The sequence below is a fragment of the Mesorhizobium sp. M2E.F.Ca.ET.209.01.1.1 genome (genome assembly GCF_004010375.2).
Classification (GTDB): Bacteria; Pseudomonadota; Alphaproteobacteria; order Rhizobiales; family Rhizobiaceae; genus Mesorhizobium.
The window spans coordinates 1-398 of the sequence record NZ_SADP02000297.1 but is presented as its reverse complement, the minus strand read 5'-3'; the positions used below and the strand labels follow the sequence as shown (position 1 = coordinate 398).

Sequence of the window (398 nt, the reverse complement as noted above, 5' to 3'; positions counted from 1 at the left end):
CTTTCACGCAGGTGCCGCTGCCGGGCAATCGTTCCAGCCTTGTCTGGGTGGTCAAACCTGAGACCGCGAAGGAGCTTGCCGCGTTGGACGACGCAACGCTCTCGCTGCGGGTCGAACGGCAGATGCAGTCGATGCTGGGGCGGGTAACCGTGGAGCCGGGCCGCCAGATCTATCCGTTGTCGACGGTGACCCCTCTGCGTTTCGCGGCGCAGCGGGTGGCGCTTGTCGGCGAAGCGGCGCACGTGTTCCCGCCGATCGGCGCGCAAGGCCTCAACCTGGGTATCAGGGATATCGACGATCTGGTTGAAATCGCGCGTGAAAATCGTCAGGATCCGGGGGCTGCCGCTGCCCTTGCCGTATACGATTTCAAGCGCCGGCCCGATATTCTGGCGCGCAGC

At 64.8% G+C, this 398-nt stretch carries 1 protein-coding gene; it reads left to right on the top strand.

The window, feature by feature from the left end; translation table 11 throughout:
- Window positions 1–398: FAD-dependent monooxygenase (locus EN852_RS35735; RefSeq protein WP_189546384.1), on the top strand; the 398-nt coding region annotated here is incomplete at both ends.